Consider the following 15,859-nt stretch of genomic DNA (forward strand, 5'->3'; position numbering starts at 1 on the left):
GCGGTGAATACCGCGCCGTACCCGCTGCCCGAACACAAGACCCGCACGGTACTGCGCACACAAAGCCACAAGGCCGAGGGCTTCAACGAACTGCGCTTCGAAGACGAAGCGGGCGAAGAGCAGATCTGGCTCCACGCCCAGAAAGACCTGGAGCTGCTGACGCTCAACAACCGCACCGAAGAGATCCGCCGCGACAGTCACCTCAAGGTGCACAACGACCGCATCAGCGAGATCGACAACGACGATCACCACATGGTGCATAACAACCGTCACACCCAGGTAGACGGCAACGACCACCTGATGATCGATGGCACCCGCCACGAGAAGATCGGCCAAGCACACCTGATGGAAGCCGGACAGGAAGTGCACCACAAGGCAGGCATGAAAGTGGTGATCGAAGCAGGCGCGGAAATCACCCTCAAAGCCGGCGGCAGCTTTCTGAAAATCGACCCCAGCGGCGTCACCATCGTCGGCCCGCAGGTCAAGATCAATTCTGGGGGTAGCCCAGGCTCGGGCAGCGGGCAGGCGGCGCAGCCACCGCAGTTGCCGGAGGAGGTGGAAGCACCGCCTAAATTTACGCCGGTAAAAGCACCGCAACAGGCGGCTCTCTTGCAGCAACAGGCCCTGTGCCCCGTCTGTGAGGCAGCAAGTGAATGAATAGTTGGCCACTAAGCGCAGGTTTACAGGGCGGTGCATGGCACTGGCCTGAAGGCCAGCGGGTCTATCTACTCTTGGATGGTGTACGCGTTGAGCAGCTGGCCAGGCGGCTTTATGAATGGTCGTCGGATCATCAACTTGATGCCGACCTGCTTTACGCAGGCACGCCGTTGGCGGATGTTAGCGATGTTTCCCCATGGCTTATCGAGTTGCCGGATGCTCGCCATCCCGTCTTGCAGGCTTTTTTAGCGCAAGGTCTTGAAGACGAGTGGGGGTATCTTATTGAAAGCCAGGTATCCCTTGAGGAGGTTGGGTACCACCTGCGTCAACTGTTGCAGGTGCGCCATCCATCAGGGGTCAGCATGTGGCTGCGTTTGGCAGACCCCGCCGTAATAGGGGCGCTCCTGCCCGATCAAAGCGACCCGGACATGGTGCCGTGGGGGCCTATTGAATGCTTAGTCCGACCTGATGCGGTAGTAGAAGCATGGGTAAAAAGCTCCCCTGCTATTAGTGCCACCGAATCGCCCGTAGTGATTCCCATAGAGGGTTATCTACTCAATGAAACGCAGCTCAGCCGCTTACAAGCATGCGATAAGAGACGTGATGTTCGTAGCTTGCTGCATTTTGTTGAGAAGCACTGCCCTGAATTCCCGCTGCCAGTAAAGCAGCTCGAACGTTACAAATTGCTGGTGGCGCTGACTGAACCCGCCCGCGGGTACGGCTTTACGAACCCGCGCCAGTGGGGCCTGTTGTGTACGCTTTTTTCACGTTGGCATTGTGCTAGCTGGAAAGCGCTAAGCGGCAAGGCACCTGGGCTGTACGCTTGCCTGACGAATACGTCAGAAGCCTCGCCCTCTGAGCGGCTTAAAACAGCCTTTACTATTTCTTCCATCCACTCTGAGACGACATAGGGAGTTTGTCATATGTCTGCGTTTGAGCGCCCCACTGATGACCGGGACGACAGTGCACTTGCCGCCCACGAACTCCCATGCCGTGATAGCGAAGAAGGCGCTACCTGCCCTCTGCTCCAAGGCAAGGTGCAGTTGCTGCCGTTACGCTATGGCCTAGTTGAAGAACTCGAACCCGGATGTCCCACGCCCTATGCCCTGAGCGCCCGACCGCTGGGCCTTCGACTGCTGCGCAATGGCTATCTCTATATACTCGATGGGGAGACGAATGAACTCGCCGAGTACGAGTTTCGTGACCAGGGTGACACGATCAAAGGTGGCAAGCTCGACTACGAGACGGACCGTACGCTCTACGTCTGCTTTTCGGAGGTCAAGTGGACGGACGCAAAACGCGCCCAGGTGCAGGAAAGCGGAGAGGATCGTGATGCCTTCATGCAAGCGGTCAATCTTGAAGGCGCCAACCCTATTTCCGGTGGTGGCGAGCATCTAATTACTACCGCCCAGGCTGAAGAGTGGGTGGCTGAGTTCGCGGAAAACGCCGAGCTAGAGGTGCCAGAAGAAGGCTATGAACAGGAAAGTGAAGCCTATCACTGGGAAAATGACCACTATTACCACAAAACGCGTTTAGGCAAGCTGCTAGATCAGCATGACGTTGAAGATCGCGACGAGTGCCTGTGCCTGATCGTTCGCGATGATCTTGGCGTGATGCGTGATTTGGCGCAGTTCCAAGATGAAGTAGTGGGGTGGATAGAGCAGTGGGCTACGGAGAACGAAGGGCGTACCGAACGGGATTACATGTTGGCCTGCTATATAGAGTCGCTCTCCCAACTGAACGAAGCTTCATTAGACGACATGCGCCAAGTGTCTGATGATCCAGCCGTTCAGGAAATGTTGGACGAAGTGGCCGCGATGGAGGAACCGCGGCAAAGTGAGGTTTGGCAGGAGCTGCTTGATTTTCTCAATCAGGACAGTAATACCGGTAGGTTGCCACAGCCCACCGACCCGGACTTACCTGATGATCTTAAAGAACGCCTTGACGAAATCCGTAGCGACGCGGACCGTACTAATCCGCGTACAATCGTCGATCAGTTGAATAGCGAAGTGCATGGCTACTACCTCAAAGAGAGTCTTGGCGAGAGCTTAGGTAGCGACTTTCTAGATCGCCATGGTGAGGCGTTGCTCACGATGAAGCAGGGGCACAACGAGCGGCTCAAGGCCCTGCTAAAAGGCAGTAAAATCGGAGAGCGAGGCATTAATGACCTGATTGAACGGGAACGCATGGATGATTTTCTCGCTAAGCAACGCCCCCGCTTGCAGCGTTGGAATACTTTGCTCGATGCTATCTCTGATGACCGCGCCGATATGCTATGCAATACACGCTTCCATAACGCTGCCTGGTATTTTGATGCCCAGGTTGACGAACAGGTACTTGAAGGCTTCAAGGCCCAGTACGGCTGCTTGAAAGACATCTGCCGCAACGACGAGGTAACGGAGCGGATAGCTGATTGGTTGGAGGACGCACCGCACTATGATAGGCCGCTGTTCCATACGCTGCCGCTTGCTGAACAGAATGATTTCATTGGCCAGTACTCTACCATTGCTAATGCTGGCTACGGCACTTTGCTCAAGCTGGATGATTTATGCAGTGAGCTTACGTCCATTGAGTCGGGGCAGTTACCCGCAGTTGATACACTTCCCGAGAATACTCAGGTTATTGCCGATAGTGCCCATCAAACCCTGGGGCCCGCTATCTCGCGGGGAATCGCCAAGGTTATGGAGGAGCTTCATCAGGGCATCGACCGTCAGTCAATGCCCGACCTTGAGGAGCTGTTCCGGCGCCTGCCCAAGGCCCTACCTGCACGAATTCTGGATGCCGCCCAACGTACGGGCGCCAGTTTTGTGGTGGCGTCTCGTCAGGAGCTAGAGAGTTTCCGTCGCACCATGCAGCGTGTCTTGGCGCTGCGTGAGGAGCTCGACACTACCCGTAGACGCCGCAATCAAGTGAAAGCAACGGCCGGGCACCGCTCCCCAGAGGCTCAACGCCTGCTTAATGAATTCAAACGCCTTCGCCAGGAACTACAAACGGTGCATGAACCCGCTCTCGCGCGGGCTCTCAGCCCGATTGAAGAACTCCCCGAGGACAGCGTTCGTATCTCTGGCGCTGCACCCGGTCGTGCTGGCCTGACACTGATATTGCCCGCGGCCCAGCAGACTGAAGTGGGCGGCTTAATTCGCAATTTACGGCAGGGGGTTGCGGCGGCACCTAGGGCAAATCTGGCCGGGGATGGGCTAGGGCTCTTGGTGTTCGCAGCTCAGTTTTCAGTGTTATACAACGCCACAAAAGTACTAGTGGAAAATTATCTTAATGGTGGAGAACGTGATTGGACCCCTGTTTTAAAGAGTTTTGTTGCGACTGGCAGTGCTGGATTCCTAGCTGCTCAGGGAATTATGGATACTGCGCTCAGCGCTAGGGCAAACGTTCTTGCCAATGCTTTGGACGTTCCTGGTGCCCAAGGGGTGAGTGTCGCACTTGGAAGGCTACATGTTTTTCTTGGTGGCTTTACATACTTCTTTGGCTCTTTTGCAGCGTACTCAAGTTTTTCTAATCGCCACGGAACATGGCAAGAAGCCGTCCGTAGTGGTAACCGTAGCGCTCAGAGCGCAGCCATGGCGAGCATGGCTGGTGCGGGGGGAATGCTGGGGGCCAATGCTTATGGGCTGACTAATACTATTCGTACTGGTTTTTCGGTGGCGTTCCGGGGTGTTGAATGGGCCGCCGCTGGCATCCGTCTGGGAGCAGTATTTTGGCGTTTTAACCTTGCTGGGGGCTTGTTCAGCATACTCGAGTTAGGCGGCAGCTGGCTTTATAACCACTATAGCATCAGCCGCCATGACGAATGGCTACTGTCCACGCCCTGGAGCCAGGATGCCTCTAAAGCCGGGAATGACTCGCTTGAAGCGTATCAGGCACGGTTACAAGAGATTGCCCAGGCGCCTAAAGTTAATGTCAGTATTGACGAGGCTGACAGCTGGTGGAAAAGGAAAATAAGTGGGCCAGAATCGGTCGATTTTAAACTCTCCTTGCCCATCAGCCTGCAAGACCTCACGGCACCGTTTGGCGGCAAAGCGCTGGTGCGTCTTTCCTTGGGCGGCTACCAGGTGCAGCCTGAAGATGGTGGGCGAGATTATCGGCCTGAGCGCTGGGTGACGGCTACCGATAAGATCGTGGAAAGCTTAACGCTTGCTGATAAAGCGCCACTTGCGTTTGACCTGCCTCGGCCCGAGCCACTGAACTCGATATCGGCGCGCCCTACCCATACTGTTTTTGCTGTTCAGTTGGAGGTGCTGAACAGCGATGGTCAATATCAGGCCAACGATTACCATATTTACGTATCGCCCTCGGGCGGGGAGGGGGATTACACGCCATCGGACGTTGCTATTCGTGGCGAAGAAGCCCCTTGGCAGCACATCGATCCTCTTCTTTTTACTTGATTTAAGGCTCCCCTATGTCGGTCAAGCAGAACACAACTTCGCGCCCTGATATCCTCCGGCCCCACCGGGCTGGGGATATTGAGTCCTTTCCAGGAGGCAAGGTTATTTACCTGTCGCCGACTCCCTTGCCCACGAAATCCGCACCCTTGGACTTCAACCAGGCGATTGGGGAAGTAAACGATGCTTACATGGATTTCGGGGGGAGCCTTCCCACGCCTTTTACCTGGCAGTTTACGTTAGGCATACCCTTTATAGGTTTTTTAATGTTGGCTTTTCTTATTCCAGTGTTGGGGGGGGGGCTAATGTGGTTCATTGGAAAGGATATTGCCCTATTTTATGAAGGGATTGACGGGCTATTTAATGAGGTATTCACTCAGGCAGTAGTGTTCTGCACATTGATATTAATATTAGCCCTAGTGATTAAAGCCCACTACCACTTTAAGTTTCGTGAGGCTGTGCCCACCCGTTTTAATCGCCAGCGCCGCGAGGTCGCCTTTGCGCCGGGCGGAGGTAAGCCACCCATCATTGTGCCCTGGGAAAGCGTGGCGGCCTGGGTGACTCAAGCGCAGGGTATGACGCAATACGGTGTGCAGCGTCAGTATGGCTTGGGGATAGGCTTTATCGAGCCTGAGACAGGGCAGCAGCACTTTCTTGAATTATCACAGCCGGGTATGCCATTGGCGTTGGGGCTTTGGGAAGCGGTGCGAGCCTACATGGAATACGAGGTCAACACCCGCGAGGAACTCCAAGACCCGCACGGGCTGCATCGCCCCGGTGATCCGCCCTACGAGGGCGTGCATACCTTCCACAACGCCCGGCGTCGATTGCATCGCCGCTACCGCGAGGGCGAAATAGGCCTGTTCAAGGTCACGATATGGTACCTGTGGCATATTCTCGACCTATGGACGATTCCCTTCCATCTTGCAGAATGGGAAATCCGCGCCATTCAGAAGGCCGAGCGCAAGACCCTGCCAGCGAGCCTTGATGAGTGGTCGCAACCCCTGCCCGAAGCCCAGTGGGCCAAGCCTAGCGAAGAGCTCATGCGCCTATCAAAAGAAGTCAGACAGCGCCACGCGCAACAGCCAAACCGGCCGATCACAGCCATTTTCGCCGAGGTCTATGGCGAGGAGGCGTCACTTTCGGCCTGAGGCAACGAGAGTAAGTACGCAGCCAGCGTTTTTAATGGTATTCATCAATAATCCAGTATTGGAGAGTAAAGAAGTGACCGAAAAAGCAGTAGGCGCAAAATAAGAGAATGCTTTAATTGAAAACATTGATTTTGAGTGCCCCTCATGCGCCTCTTGCTTCTCCGAAGAGTCGCAATGGATTACTGGTCTTTTACAAGCCCAGACGGCCACTTGCCCGCATTGTAAAAGCGAGCTGTTGATCGGAACCGAGGATAAGGAGCGCCTGGCGAGCATGATGAAGAAAAAAGAGCAATTCGGGAAGGCGATGTTTGTTTTTATGCTGCTCTACACAATAGGGGGACTAATCGCCTCTCTCTACTTTGGCGGGCTGGGTTTTATTCTTTATATGCCCGTCGGGCTCGGGGTTTTCGGTTTATTGAAAGCATTCGTTGATAATCAGGTTGATCTAACGATTAGTCTAAACCAAACCGTATAACCGGAATGCCGACGATTAAATCGAAAGTTGGCGTACGCTAATATTAGCTAAACGATGCCTGTATTGCTCCCCAAATCGGTATTGATTCTAAAGTGATTGAATATAACCCGAATGTTTAACACCAACCCCACAGAAGCGCTTCCCCCCATGCGTGCGGGCGAACGGGAAAGCCGTGCCGGAGGCGAGCAATATTGCTTGAGCCCGATACCCCTACCCACAGATAGCGAGTACGCGGTGGATGTAGCGCATATCGATGTTCGTCACGATGACGTCACTATGGATATTCGCCAGGGCGCGAGCCCCGACACCATGATGACGGCAGGGCATGTGCTAAGCGTTGGAACTTTGTTTATGAACGGCTTTTTTTTAGTGGTGTTTTGTATGGCAATCATAAAAAACACGGCGTACAGCCAGGTATTAGCATTCTGGGGTGGGGGGCTGTATTTTGTTTTTTTGTATATTTTTATTCTAGGTATTATATGGATCAATACGCTGCTTAAGCGCACACCTCCTATTCGCTTAAATCGCCAGCGCCGTGAAGTTGCTTTTGTAGTAGAACCCCCAGGTCGCTTCTGGCTTCCTGCGCCTCAAAACCTGTGGTTAATATCGACAGTGGGTACAGCCGCAGCGATATCTGGAGGAATGGGGATAATTGAATTTAACGAATGGTTGCGTAGTGCTCGGGATAGTTTCCCTATCGGTTTGACGCTGCTGCATATCGTCGCCATGGCCTTTTTCTTCGTTTATCCCCCTCTTTACGATCTCATCTGCCGACTCTGCAAGCGCGAGCGCCGCACGGTACTGGTGCCCTGGGAAGATGTGGTGGCTGTGTGTGGCTTCAACCCCAGCTTGGGGCCGGGGGCGGTTACCGGCTTTGGCTGGAACTTTGCGCTACTGCCCCCGGATCCAGAGCGCCCTGGCTACACTCTGCCAGGGTCGGGCATTATCGTCGGCGTGGGTGGCCTGCCGGGGGCGCTGGCCCAGTGGGAGTATATTCGCCGTTTTATGGAAGAAGGCGCTGATGCCATTACACCCTCTGCCAAGGAGTGGGGCGTGGAGTGGTATGACGCCTATGTGGCTCGTGAAAAAGCCGAATGCGAGCGTACGAATGACAGCGCTCGCTGGCGGCGCTTTCGACGTAAGCGGCTATGGGAGCATGCTCGCTTCGCCCACTGGTACACCGAGTACCGCATGAAGCATATCCTCCCCAAAGCCGTGCCCCGCGATTGGCTAGCTGAGTGGTCGAAGCCCTTACCCAAATCCCAATGGGCTAAGCCTTCCCAAGCCGAGAGTGAACTGAGTGAGCACTTGCGCGCCGCTTACCAGCGCGGCGAAACGTTTATCGAAATGGGCGATATCGAAAAGCGCTTTGGGGTAACAGTGCCTAAGGCACCTCATACGTCTTATCCCACTCTGCCCTTTAGAGAAAACGCACGAACGGCATGAGCCGTAAACGGACCCAGATAAGGACATCATGATGCAAAAGGAAAAGTGGCCGTTGGACACGATGGCCGTTCTAACGTGTGAGCAATGTGGCCATCAATGGTCGGCTAATTGGAAAAAGGCCAAAGCAATACAAGATGAACGCTTGTCGGCTTGCCCCCAGTGCAACCATCAGGGGGAGTTAAGCGAAGAACAGAACACGACTCTTGCGGCTCATTTAGACAATGTCGAGAAGGTCACGAGCAGAGGTTCCACAAGGGTGATGTTGGCAGGTTTAGCCGCCTTCTTAATCGGCATCGGTAGTTTTTTGGGGCTAGTGCCAATTGGCGTGGTCATAGTCGTCATGATCCCCGCTGTGTGGATGATGTTTTCTTCCTCGTCTGAAGCGAAAAAATTAACGCCGATCAGGTTTGCTTTGTCTTCGCCAAAAAGTGATAAGAAAGCAGGTTTCCATCATTGAGCTAAAGGCGCCTGCTTTACCAAGCTATTTATTCAAGCGATATAAAAAGCGGAATTAATGGGGGCATACCAAGGTCCAGTTCCCCTTGGACCGACATCATTCCATCTTCAGTAGCACCCAGGTTTAGAGCCAGCAGTGACTTTATATCTTTGTCACAGCGAATTGCGCGGCTGGCTCTATACCAGGCCCAATCAATCTCAGCTCATTTGCTCAAGCCGCTGTGCGTAACTTGATATCCAGGTCAATAAAAACCAGCGACGTACTAAGGTGCTTCCCTGCCCCCAAGACAGGCAATCGACTCGTGCTCGGCGACCACGCTTTCAAGGGATTTGCATAACGCCTGAAACGCTTCGCTGGAGTGTCCGGGGCGTTGGTGGAGTTCAATTTCGACATGTCCCAGGTTGGGGAGGCCTTCTTCTTCGGTCACTATCCGGCAGCCCGGCGGCACGCTACGCGGGGTTTTAACGGTTATTGCCAGTCCGTTTTGCACCGGCACGTTGATACCTGTCGGGGATTGGCTGACGTAGCGAAGCTCCCAGCGGGTCTCATCGCGGCCCAGCGCAGATAACGCATGCGCCCTGAAAATGCAGCCCTCGGGATTCAGGGCCAACGGCAGTGTTTGCCATTGCGAAAGTGAGACGTGGTCGGCCATGACCCATACCATCGGCTCCCAGCCAAGCAAGTGACCGGATTGAGTGGGCTTGTGCCTTACCGAGAGCACCACGTCTAAAAGCCCTTCCTGGAACCGCTTGACCAGGGTGTCGCTGATATCGCAATGCACTTCTAACTGAATCTGCGGAAACTGGGCCGCAAAGCGTGGCAGCAAGTCGGGCAGGTAGGTAGCGGCCTGTTCTTCCGAGGTGCCCAGCCGAATAAGCTCGCCATGCATCCCGCCCTTCAAAAGGTCCTTGGCCTCATCTTCGAGCTTCAGCATATGGCGCGCATAGGGAAGCAGGTGTTCCCCGGCGGCCGTCAGCAGGACGCTGCGGCTGGTGCGCTCAAAAAGCGCTTGATGCATCTGGTCTTCAAGCCGCTTGATTTGCAGGCTCATCGCCGATTGAGTTCGATGCAGCACCTTCCCCGCTGCGCTAAACCCTTGGCATTCGGCGACGGTGACAAACGCACGTAGTAAGTCTGTGTCCATGATGAATGAGCCATTTAAATGGGTGTTATCTTAACTATTCATTTCTATTATGGAAGAGCCTTCACTAGCCTGTCCAGATAAGCTTCCAACGCGACAGGAGCGTGACCCCATGACAATAACCGCCGCTAAACAACCCGTGAATGCCCTCGAAGGGCTGATCGACCTTGAGCGCTACCCGCTCAATGAGTTGTCCTCGCCGGCAGGAAAAACGTTTATCGCCGATTGCCGTCGCCAACTTGAAGAAGATGGCTGTGTGGTGCTTAAAAACTTTGTTCCTGAAGCCGCATTAGCTCGGCTTGAGCGTGAAACTGAACGACTATCGCCAGACGCCCACTACAACCAGACCGAGACCAATCCGTACAACAGCGACGGTGACGCATCGCTACCCGCCACACACCCCAAAAACCGCTTTGATGATCGGACTAACGGCTTTGTCGCCGGAGACCGCATCGACCATGACACCATTATCCGCCAGGTGTACGAGAATCCCGAATTTCAGCGGTTTATTGGTGCGGTTGTGGGTATCGAAGAGATCCACCAATACGCCGATCCCCTGGCCGATCTGGTGGTGAACGTGTTGCGCGAAGGCTGTCAGCACCCCTGGCACTACGACACCAACGAGTTCATCGTCACCATGATGACGCGGCAGTCCCACAGCGGTGGGCGCTTTGAATATGCGCCGGGGATTCGTAACCCCGAGGGTGAAAACTTCGCTGAGGTGGAAAAGGTCATCGATGGTGATCGCTCTCGCTTGAAAGCGCTGGATCTTCAACCGGGTGATTTGCAGATTTTCTTTGGTCGCTATTCGCTCCACAGGGTGACACCCGTGGTGGGTGACAAAGAGCGCCATACGGTGATTTTCGCCTATGCCAAGGAGCCTGGTTTCGTGGGTCGTCCCGAACGTGCACAGCGCATCTTCGGCCGCATGGCGCCGGTCCATGAGCAGATTCTTAAAGATGGCATGCAGCGCAGCGATAGCCTGGCAGATTAACGCCATGTCGTCTTTACAACAGCTACCCACTCCCAACGCGAGATATTCATGAGCATTGTTGAAAGCGAAAGCCTGACTGATAACGAACCGGATCACATTCCCGTCGTGCCCTCGGCGCCCATGGCCAACGGCGACAGTATCCCCACGGCGTTTGACCCCAAGCAGCTGCGCGCCGGACGTCTTGAGCGCCTGCGCGCCATGATGGCGGAAGAAGGGTATGCAGCGCTGGTACTGTTTGACCCGAACAACCAGCGCTATGCGACAGGGTCGCGCAATATGTTTGGTTACTTTTTGCGCAACTCCACGCGTTACGTCTACGTACCGCTGGAAGGGCCCATTATCCTGTTCGAATATCCTGGCAGCGCGCACGTATCCACCTGGCTTGAAACCATCGATGAGGCGCGAACCTCCAAGGTAGTATGGTCGGCGGTGAACCAGCGTGATGGTATGTCATCCGACCCCTTTGGAGTGGAGATTGCCGAGCTGGTCAAAGAGCACGGTAAGGGCAACAAAAAGGTCGGGCTTGATCGCTGCACGCTGAACCTGGCGCGGGCATTGGAAGCCCAAGGGCTCGATGTGTATGACTGTATGCAGGACACACTGCACTGTCGACGTATCAAAACGCCCGAGGAAATCGCCTGCCTGGCGCAGTCGATGGCCGCCAGTGAGGCCGCTGTCGCCGAAGTCGAAGCGGCGATTAAACCGGGGGTTACCGAAAACGAGCTGTTCGCGATCATGTACGGCGAAGTGATCAGAGGCGGCGGTGAGTTTATCGAGACCCGTCTGCTTTCCTCGGGGCCGCGCACGAATCCCTGGTTTAACGAAGCCAGCGACCGCAAGATCCGCCCGGGTGAATTGGTGGCGCTGGATACGGACACCATTGGTTGCCATGGCTACTACTCGGATTTTTCGCGCACTTTCCATGTCGGGCCCGGCAAGCCGACGGCCTATCAGCGCGAGCTTTACGGTATGGCCTACGATCAGGTGCAACATAATATGGGCTTGCTCAAGCCGGGCATGAGCTACCGGGAAATTGCCGAGCAGGCATGGAAAATCCCCGAGCGCTTTATCGACCGCCGTTACCCGTCGATCATTCACGGGGTAGGCATGCACGGCGAGACGCCGCTGGTCGCCCACCACATGGATTTCGACCGTTTCTCCAAGGACGGTATCCTGGAGCCTGGCATGGTGGTGTCGGTAGAAAGCTATATTGGCGAAGTCGGGGCAGCCGACGGCGTCAAGCTGGAAGAAGAGGTGCTGATCACCGAGACCGGCATTGAGCGGCTTTCCCGCTATCCGTTCAACGACGTGTTGTTGAACCGAGAAGTGTAGTCGCTTGACCTAGCCGCTGGCGATGCCTCAACGTCGCTAGCGGTATCCCGCCATCAACTCTCTCACCAGCGGTGTGTCGGCATCGCGGTGAGTGGGCAGTTCAAAGCGCGCCTTCGCAATCGCGGTGCGTGACAGATCCGCAACAATCAGCGCTTCTTCATCATTGGCCTGCGCCAGTGTCTCGCCACCTGGTCCAAGAATGCGCGAGCCGCCCCAGAAGTGGCTATCGCCTTCCGGCCCGAAACGGTTCGCCATTATCACGGGCGTGCCGTACGTCATGGCATAAAAGCGTGTATTCAGCGCCCAGTTTTCTTCATTGGAAAAGTCGTCGCTGACGATGCCGCTGGCCGAGTTGATCGGCGCGCAGAGTACCGTGGGGCGGGCGAGTAGGGCTGCATGCACAAGCGCCGGGTTCCATAAGTCGGCGCAAATCAGCTGGGTGGCTGACCAACCCGGACAGATATCCGTGTGAGTGAGCTCACTGCCATGGGTGAACCACTTGCCTTCCTCAAGTCCTCCATAGGTGGGCAGGTTCAGTTTTCGATGCACGGCGATGAGTTGGCCGTGCTGAAAGATGGCCAGCGCGTTGTAATATTCACCAGGGCTTGCCTCTTCCACGAAACCGACGACGACCTGCATCGGGCCGCAGGCCCGGGCCAGTGTTTGCAGGCGCGGGTCTTCCAGCGGCATCGCCACCTGCATCACGCGGTTTGCCAAGCGATAGCCCGTCAGTGAAAGCTCGGGAAATACCAGCAGTTCGACATCGTCGTGCTGGGCGTCGGCAATCAGTGCCAAATGGCGCTCAAGGTTGTCATTCACCTCGCCAAGCGTGGTATTGATCTGGGCAGCGCCGACCCGCAGGCTATTTTGATAATGCATGGGCTCCCTCATTGAAAAAGCCGCTCCCATGGAGCGGCTTTCTAGCGATGACATGTCAGGCATTATGTCAGTGTCCTGACTGAGCGCCTAGGTGTTACAGCAAGTCATTCTTTTCAAGGAAACTCTCCGCCACGTCTTCAATCGATTCACGCTCAACATCTACCTGAGCGTTAAGGTCGGCCATGGTTGCATCATCTAGCAGCGCGGAAAGCTTGTTCATCTGGTCGGCCAGATCAGGGTTCGCTTCAAGGGTTTCGGTGCGGACTACCGGGGCGAGGGCGTAGGCCGGGAAGAAGCCCTGGTCGTCTTCGAGGACGTGAAAGTTAAAGGCGGGGATACGCCCGTCGGTGGCAAACACAAGGCCGACGTCGACTTCTTCATCGCGTAGTGCTTGATAGACCAAACCGGTATCCATGCGGCTCACGTCGCTGCGACCCACGCGAAAGTCATACGCTTCCATCAGCGGCCGCCAGCCGTCTTCACGGGCGTAGAACTCGGCATTAAGCGCAAAGGTCAGGACTTCATCGTTATTGACCGCTTCGGCCAGGTCGGAGAGCGTTTCGATACCGCGTTCTTCGGCGGCCGCTTCGCGCATGGCAAGGGCGTAGGTGTTGTTGGCATCCGACGGTTCAAGCCATGTCAGGCCTTTCTCGGCGTCGAGCTCCTTGACCCGCTGATAGGTTTCGTCGGGGCTCAGGCTTTCGCTGATCTCGTTGTAGTTGATCAGCGACGTGCCGGTGTATTCCCAATAAAGATCAATCTGACCGTTTTCCTGGGCTTGGCGAAGAATGGCCGAGCCCATGCCTGAGCGGCTATCAACATCGTAACCCAGGCTGTCCAGATATTGGGTGGTCATGTTGGCGAGGATCTGCTGCTCGGTAAAGTTCTTACCGCCCACGCTGATTTCGTTGGCGTTAGCCAGCGAGACGCTGCTCGCCAGGGCAATGCTTGTGAGTGCTGTAGTTAATGTTTTCATTATCGAATCCTTCTTTTGTTAGTGAAACGTCAGTCACGGTGACCGTTAAGCGCGGCCCGGATTGACCCCGCGGGGGACAACGAGAAACGCAATCGTCGCAATCAGCGCATCGACCACGATCGCCAATAGCGCGGTGGGGATAGCGCCCGACAGCATCATGATCGGGTCGTACAGATCAATGCCGGTAAAGATCAGCTCGCCAAGGCCGCCCGCGCCAATCAGGAACGCCAGCGGCACGGTGCCCACATTGATGGTGAGCGCGGTGCGCATACCGGCAAAAATCACGTAGAGGGCATTGGGCAGCTCGACTTTGAACAGCCGCTGCATGGGTGACATGCCAATACCGGCAGCGGCCTCCATCAGTGCCGGGTTAACACCTTTTAACCCGGCATAGGTGTTACGGGTAATCGGCAGCAGCGTGGCGACAAAAAGGCCAAATACCGCCGGTACCGTGCCAATGCCCAAAAAACTCATGGATAGGGCAAGCACGGCGAGGGTGGGGATGGTGGTGCCGACGTTGAGTACCTGCATCAGCGACTCGGCCACTCGTGCCATGCTCGGGCGGGAGAGCAGCACACCCAACGGAATCGCAACGATAATCGCAAGGCTACCCGACATCACCGTGAGCCAGATGTGTTGAACCATCAAATACTGAACGTCAGGCAGATACCAGACAAACTCATCAATAACCCCGCTGGATTGGCTCCATACACCGGCAAGGAAAATGGCTACCAGCACCAGTGCCTTAAGCGCCCCTTTTATGGATCGAATAGGCATGGTTACTCCTTGATGGCCGCCGATGGCTTGCGATCATCCCCTTGGCGGGCGCGATAGCGTGCGCCCAAGTGACTGGTCATGGCCCTCTGGGTGATTTGACCGCACACCGTGCCTTCTGCATTGACGCAGGGCAGCCAGGTCTGGTCGTGGGCAAACATCAACGAGGCGGCTTTGCGCAGGTCGTCGTCGAGATCGACAACCGCCGGCACGGCCTGGAAGTGATCTCGGCAGTAGCCCTTTGTGGTGCGGGCGATGGAACGGCTGATAATGCCGGCGGGCTGCTTGCGATCGTTGACCATCAAAATGGCATTTTGATAGCCATAGTTGTCGATCTTGGCAAGCGCGGCTTCCAGCGTATCGCTGGGGGTAACCGTGCCGATCTCATCGGTGACGATCTCGCGCACTTTTACCAGGTTCAGGCGCTTTAGCGCCCGGTCTTCGCCCAGGAACGATTCCACAAAGGCGTTTTTCGGGGCGGCCAGCAAATCATCGGGCGTGGAGTACTGAACCAGCTTCCCTTCCCGGAAGACCGCCACGCGGTCACCCATCTTGATGGCTTCATCAATATCGTGGCTAACGAACATGATGGTCTTGTTGAGTTCTTGTTGCATCTTCAGGAACTCGTCCTGAATGACCGCCCGGTTGATCGGGTCGATAGCCCCAAACGGCTCGTCCATCAACATGACCGGCGGGTCAGCGGCCAGCGCGCGGGCAACACCAATGCGTTGCTGCTGGCCGCCCGACAACTCGCTTGGGAAGCGTTTCAGAAAGGCATCGGGCTCCAGCGCGATCATGGCCATCATTTCGCGGGCACGCGCCTTGTATTTGGCCTTGTCCCAGCCCAGCAGCTTGGGCACGATGGTGATGTTTTCCTCAATGGTCATATTGGGAAACAGGCCGATCTGCTGGATCACGTAGCCGATATTGCGTCGCAGCGTCTGGGTATCGAGGCCGGTGGTATCGTCGCCATTGATAAACACTTTGCCGGAAGTGGGCTTTACGATCCGGTTGATCATTTTCAGTGTCGTGGTCTTGCCACAGCCCGATGGCCCCAACAGGACGCATATTTCCCCTTCAGGTACTTCCATATCGATATGGTCTGCGGCCACCACCGCGCCTTTCGGCGTATCGAACACCTTGGTCAGGCTGTCAAGTCGAATCATAGGGGTGTCTCTTA

General features: G+C 55.6%; 14 protein-coding genes. 9 read left to right on the top strand and 5 right to left on the bottom strand.

Going from position 1 to position 15,859, the window contains the following annotated elements; translation table 11 throughout:
- The 7 genes from ADS46_RS18870 to ADS46_RS09380 form a co-directional block, all read left to right on the top strand.
- Positions 1-657, top strand: a 657-nt coding sequence (locus ADS46_RS18870) for a bacteriophage T4 gp5 trimerisation domain-containing protein (RefSeq protein WP_420706119.1), incomplete at its 5' end; no start/stop codon positions are given.
- Positions 654-1,568, top strand: a complete 915-nt coding sequence (locus ADS46_RS09355) for a DUF4123 domain-containing protein (protein WP_066319279.1) — start codon at positions 654-656, stop codon at positions 1,566-1,568. The genes ADS46_RS18870 and ADS46_RS09355, both read left to right, overlap by 4 nt.
- 12 nt (positions 1,569-1,580) lie before the next feature.
- On the top strand, positions 1,581-5,057 hold the full coding sequence (locus tag ADS46_RS09360) for a toxin VasX (protein ID WP_066319282.1): 3,477 nt from the start codon (positions 1,581-1,583) through the stop codon (positions 5,055-5,057).
- 302 nt (positions 5,058-5,359) lie between these two features.
- Positions 5,360-6,205 carry a hypothetical protein gene (locus ADS46_RS18995; protein WP_234346797.1) on the top strand — a complete coding sequence of 282 codons (846 nt, stop codon included), beginning with the start codon at positions 5,360-5,362 and terminating at the stop codon, positions 6,203-6,205.
- Between the two features lie 271 nt (positions 6,206-6,476).
- Positions 6,477-6,680 (top strand): hypothetical protein, encoded by a 204-nt coding sequence (locus tag ADS46_RS09370; protein WP_066319285.1) that lies wholly within the window; start codon positions 6,477-6,479, stop codon positions 6,678-6,680.
- A gap of 642 nt (positions 6,681-7,322) precedes the next feature.
- Positions 7,323-8,126 carry a hypothetical protein gene (locus ADS46_RS19000; protein WP_234346798.1) on the top strand — a complete coding sequence of 268 codons (804 nt, stop codon included), beginning with the start codon at positions 7,323-7,325 and terminating at the stop codon, positions 8,124-8,126.
- Between the two features lie 28 nt (positions 8,127-8,154).
- Positions 8,155-8,583: a hypothetical protein gene (locus ADS46_RS09380; RefSeq protein WP_234346799.1), complete on the top strand. Its 429-nt coding sequence runs from the start codon at positions 8,155-8,157 to the stop codon at positions 8,581-8,583.
- A 262-nt stretch (positions 8,584-8,845) separates the two neighbouring features.
- Here ADS46_RS09380 and ADS46_RS09385 read toward each other — a convergent pair whose 3' ends face one another.
- Complete coding sequence (locus ADS46_RS09385; protein ID WP_066319289.1) at positions 8,846-9,727, bottom strand: LysR family transcriptional regulator; 882 nt, start codon at positions 9,725-9,727, stop codon at positions 8,846-8,848.
- A 109-nt stretch (positions 9,728-9,836) separates the two neighbouring features.
- Between ADS46_RS09385 and ADS46_RS09390 the strand changes: the two genes are divergently transcribed.
- Entirely contained in the window at positions 9,837-10,718 is an 882-nt protein-coding gene (locus tag ADS46_RS09390) for a hypothetical protein (RefSeq protein ID WP_066319293.1), read from the top strand.
- 48 nt (positions 10,719-10,766) lie between these two features.
- Complete coding sequence (locus tag ADS46_RS09395; RefSeq protein ID WP_066319296.1) at positions 10,767-12,050, top strand: M24 family metallopeptidase; 1,284 nt, start codon at positions 10,767-10,769, stop codon at positions 12,048-12,050.
- A gap of 36 nt (positions 12,051-12,086) precedes the next feature.
- On the opposite strand, the gene ADS46_RS09400 is transcribed toward ADS46_RS09395, so the two are convergent.
- The 4 genes from ADS46_RS09400 to ADS46_RS09415 form a co-directional block, all read right to left on the bottom strand.
- Positions 12,087-12,929, bottom strand: a complete 843-nt coding sequence (locus ADS46_RS09400; protein WP_066319297.1) for a nitrilase-related carbon-nitrogen hydrolase — start codon at positions 12,927-12,929, stop codon at positions 12,087-12,089.
- A 94-nt stretch (positions 12,930-13,023) separates the two neighbouring features.
- On the bottom strand, positions 13,024-13,905 hold the full coding sequence (locus tag ADS46_RS09405) for a glycine betaine ABC transporter substrate-binding protein (protein WP_066319299.1): 882 nt from the start codon (positions 13,903-13,905) through the stop codon (positions 13,024-13,026).
- Positions 13,906-13,950: 45 nt separating this feature from the next.
- A complete protein-coding gene (locus ADS46_RS09410; protein WP_066319300.1) occupies positions 13,951-14,682 on the bottom strand; it encodes an ABC transporter permease in 732 nt (243 codons plus the stop codon).
- 2 nt (positions 14,683-14,684) lie between these two features.
- Positions 14,685-15,845 (bottom strand): ABC transporter ATP-binding protein, encoded by a 1,161-nt coding sequence (locus ADS46_RS09415; RefSeq protein ID WP_066319301.1) that lies wholly within the window; start codon positions 15,843-15,845, stop codon positions 14,685-14,687.
- Positions 15,846-15,859 lie beyond the last annotated feature (14 nt).

It is taken from the genome of Halomonas sp. G11 (assembly GCF_001663515.1).
GTDB lineage: Bacteria > Pseudomonadota > Gammaproteobacteria > Pseudomonadales > Halomonadaceae > Vreelandella.

Bases quoted from the DNA above. Each gene is read 5' to 3' on its own strand.
- ADS46_RS09380 (WP_234346799.1), top strand. From the start codon at position 8,155: ATGATGCAAAAGGAAAAGTGGCCGTTGGACACGATGGCCGTTCTAACG.
- ADS46_RS09355 (WP_066319279.1), top strand. From the start codon at position 654: ATGAATAGTTGGCCACTAAGCGCAGGTTTACAGGGCGGTGCATGGCAC.
- ADS46_RS09385 (WP_066319289.1), bottom strand. From the start codon at position 9,727: ATGGACACAGACTTACTACGTGCGTTTGTCACCGTCGCCGAATGCCAA.
- ADS46_RS09400 (WP_066319297.1), bottom strand. From the start codon at position 12,929: ATGCATTATCAAAATAGCCTGCGGGTCGGCGCTGCCCAGATCAATACC.
- ADS46_RS09415 (WP_066319301.1), bottom strand. From the start codon at position 15,845: ATGATTCGACTTGACAGCCTGACCAAGGTGTTCGATACGCCGAAAGGC.
- ADS46_RS09395 (WP_066319296.1), top strand. From the start codon at position 10,767: ATGAGCATTGTTGAAAGCGAAAGCCTGACTGATAACGAACCGGATCAC.
- ADS46_RS19000 (WP_234346798.1), top strand. From the start codon at position 7,323: ATGGGGATAATTGAATTTAACGAATGGTTGCGTAGTGCTCGGGATAGT.
- ADS46_RS18995 (WP_234346797.1), top strand. From the start codon at position 5,360: ATGTGGTTCATTGGAAAGGATATTGCCCTATTTTATGAAGGGATTGAC.
- ADS46_RS09370 (WP_066319285.1), top strand. From the start codon at position 6,477: ATGATGAAGAAAAAAGAGCAATTCGGGAAGGCGATGTTTGTTTTTATG.
- ADS46_RS09390 (WP_066319293.1), top strand. From the start codon at position 9,837: ATGACAATAACCGCCGCTAAACAACCCGTGAATGCCCTCGAAGGGCTG.
- ADS46_RS09410 (WP_066319300.1), bottom strand. From the start codon at position 14,682: ATGCCTATTCGATCCATAAAAGGGGCGCTTAAGGCACTGGTGCTGGTA.
- ADS46_RS09405 (WP_066319299.1), bottom strand. From the start codon at position 13,905: ATGAAAACATTAACTACAGCACTCACAAGCATTGCCCTGGCGAGCAGC.
- ADS46_RS09360 (WP_066319282.1), top strand. From the start codon at position 1,581: ATGTCTGCGTTTGAGCGCCCCACTGATGACCGGGACGACAGTGCACTT.